The organism is Acinetobacter sp. YH12045, assembly GCF_013419925.1.
In the GTDB taxonomy this organism is placed as follows: domain Bacteria; phylum Pseudomonadota; class Gammaproteobacteria; order Pseudomonadales; family Moraxellaceae; genus Acinetobacter; species Acinetobacter amyesii.
The window spans coordinates 1-2,690 of the sequence record NZ_VOZE01000034.1; the positions used below are offsets into that span (position 1 = coordinate 1).

The following is a 2,690-nucleotide window of genomic DNA, read 5'->3' on the forward strand; positions in this document are numbered from 1 at the left end:
TAAATTTTCAGCGTTGCTGGCTCCCCGTCAGCCGGATTGGGTTGCATCGCAGGGGTGTCGAAAGAGTCAACTGCGGTCCAAAGCTGTTGGACTTGGGTGAAAAGGGCGTTTATTCTTCCTATACGTGCCGCGTTCCAGGCGGCGACTATGAGGGCTATGTCGATGCCCATGTGCGCCGGCTGGAGGCGCTACGCCGGGCCGGTATCGTCGAGCGGATCGACGCCGACCAATGGCGCATCCCCGATGATCTGGTCAGCCGTGCCGCCGCCCATGACGCCGGCCGAGACAGTCAGGCCAGCGTTCGCGTCCTTTCCCCGGTCGATCTGAACAAACAGATCGGATCGGACGGCGCGACCTGGCTGGACCGGCGGCTGATCCACGGCGAGACGGCCGACCTTGCGCCAACCGGCTTCGGGCAACAAGTCCGCGAAGCCATGGACCAGCGCCGCGAGCACCATATCGAACAGGGCGACGCCACCCGCAGCCGGGACAGCCGCGTCTTCTACCGGCGCAACCTTCTCGCCATCCTGCGGGAGCGCGAGGTAGCCGGCGTCGGATCGGATATGGCTTTGAGTAAGGGCCTGCCGTTCCGCGCCGCCACGGACGGCGAGAGCGTCAGCGGCAAGTTTACCGGAACCGTGCATCTATCGAGCGGCAAGTTCGCCGTGGTCGAGAAATCCCATGAGTTCACCCTTGTCCCGTGGCGGCCGATCATCGACCGCCAACTCGGCCGCGAGGTTATGGGCATCGTGCAGGGCGGGTCGGTGTCGTGGCAGTTAGGGCGGCAGAGGGGGCTGGAACGCTGAGTGCGCCCATGCCGCATTGCGAAGCAAAAGATAATCGGATAAAATGTAGCAATTCATATTCGTAAGCGTGGAGTAATCAGATGGGAAATTCCAAGTCAGCAGACAAGTAAGCCGCAACAACCAGTATTGTTGTTGCGGCGCTCTGTAAGGCTAGTCTCATCTGATTGCTGACGAGCAGACGTCGCCCGGTATTCCTTAATCGAGGGTTGATTCGTCATGACCACCACACGCCCCGCGTGGGCCTATACGCTGCCGGCAGCACTGCTGCTGATGGCTCCTTTCGACATCCTCGCTTCACTGGCGATGGATATTTATCTCCCTGTCGTTCCAGCGATGCCCGGCATCCTGAACACGACGCCCGCTATGATCCAACTCACGTTGAGCCTCTATATGGTGATGCTCGGCGTGGGCCAGGTGATTTTTGGTCCGCTCTCAGACAGAATCGGGCGACGGCCAATTCTACTTGCGGGCGCAACGGCTTTCGTCATTGCGTCTCTGGGAGCAGCTTGGTCTTCAACTGCACCGGCCTTTGTCGCTTTCCGTCTACTTCAAGCAGTGGGCGCGTCGGCCATGCTGGTGGCGACGTTCGCGACGGTTCGCGACGTTTATGCCAACCGTCCTGAGGGTGTCGTCATCTACGGCCTTTTCAGTTCGATGCTGGCGTTCGTGCCTGCGCTCGGCCCTATCGCCGGAGTATTGATCGGCGAGTTCTTGGGATGGCAGGCGATATTCATTACTTTGGCTATACTGGCGATGCTCGCACTCCTAAATGCGGGTTTCAGGTGGCACGAAACCCGCCCTCTGGATCAAGTCAAGACGCGCCGATCTGTCTTGCCGATCTTCGCGAGTCCGGCTTTTTGGGTTTACACTGTCGGCTTTAGCGCCGGTATGGGCACCTACTTCGTCTTCTTCTCGACGGCTCCCCGTGTGCTCATAGGCCAAGCGGAATATTCCGAGATCGGATTCAGCTTTGCCTTCGCCACTGTCGCGCTTGTAATGATCGTGACAACCCGTTTCGCGAAGTCCTTTGTCGCCAGATGGGGCATCGCAGGATGCGTGGCGCGTGGGATGGCGTTGCTTGTTTGCGGAGCGGTCCTGTTGGGGATCGGCGAACTTTACGGCTCGCCGTCATTCCTCACCTTCATCCTACCGATGTGGGTTGTCGCGGTCGGTATTGTCTTCACGGTGTCCGTTACCGCGAACGGCGCTTTGGCAGAGTTCGACGACATCGCGGGATCAGCGGTCGCGTTCTACTTCTGCGTTCAAAGCCTGATAGTCAGCATTGTCGGGACATTGGCGGTGGCACTTTTAAACGGTGACACAGCGTGGCCCGTGATCTGTTACGCCACGGCGATGGCGGTACTGGTTTCGTTGGGGCTGGTGCTCCTTCGGCTCCGTGGGGCTGCCACCGAGAAGTCGCCAGTCGTCTAACCGACGACTGGTAGCAGGCCCGCTCCGATGCGGCGCACTAACCATCGAAACCTCGTGAATGTCGGTATCCTGTCTGGCAGGATACCGCTCATTTCCCTTGTTCAGTTCATCGCCGTCGCCGAGCATCTGAATTTTCGGCATGCGGCCAAGGCACTTGGTATCAGCCAGTCGAGCGTCAGCGCGCGTGTGAAAGCGCTGGAGGATAACCTTGGTGTCCTGCTATTTGAGCGCCATGCGCGGGGCGTTCGGCTAACAGACGCAGGCAGGCACTTCATGGAGCGTGTCACGGCGGGTGTCGATCAACTCGATCACGCAGTGAAGACCGCGGAGTGACGGGCACTGGCTGGCAATGTCTAGCAACGGCAGGCATTTCGGCTGAGGGTAAAAGAACTTTCCGCTAAGCGATAGACTGTATGTAAACACAGTATTGCAAGGACGCGGAACATGCCTCAT

At 59.2% G+C, this 2,690-nt stretch carries 3 protein-coding genes; all 3 read left to right on the plus strand.

The features are described from left to right. On the plus strand, positions 1-806 hold an 806-nt coding region (locus FTU02_RS16425), incomplete at its 5' end, for a DUF3363 domain-containing protein (RefSeq protein ID WP_223411754.1). A 216-nt stretch (positions 807-1,022) separates the two neighbouring features. Further along, positions 1,023-2,237 (plus strand): chloramphenicol/florfenicol efflux MFS transporter FloR, encoded by a 1,215-nt coding sequence (gene floR / locus FTU02_RS16190; protein ID WP_000214122.1) that lies wholly within the window; start codon positions 1,023-1,025, stop codon positions 2,235-2,237. A gap of 27 nt (positions 2,238-2,264) precedes the next feature. Continuing rightward, positions 2,265-2,570, plus strand: a complete 306-nt coding sequence (locus FTU02_RS16195; protein ID WP_001255015.1) for a LysR family transcriptional regulator — start codon at positions 2,265-2,267, stop codon at positions 2,568-2,570. Positions 2,571-2,690: the final 120 nt, after the last annotated feature.

What these genes read in the sequence shown, in the direction of transcription:
- floR (WP_000214122.1), top strand. Translation starts at nt 1,023, where the DNA reads ATGACCACCACACGCCCCGCGTGGGCCTATACGCTGCCGGCAGCACTG.
- FTU02_RS16195 (WP_001255015.1), top strand. Translation starts at nt 2,265, where the DNA reads ATGCGGCGCACTAACCATCGAAACCTCGTGAATGTCGGTATCCTGTCT.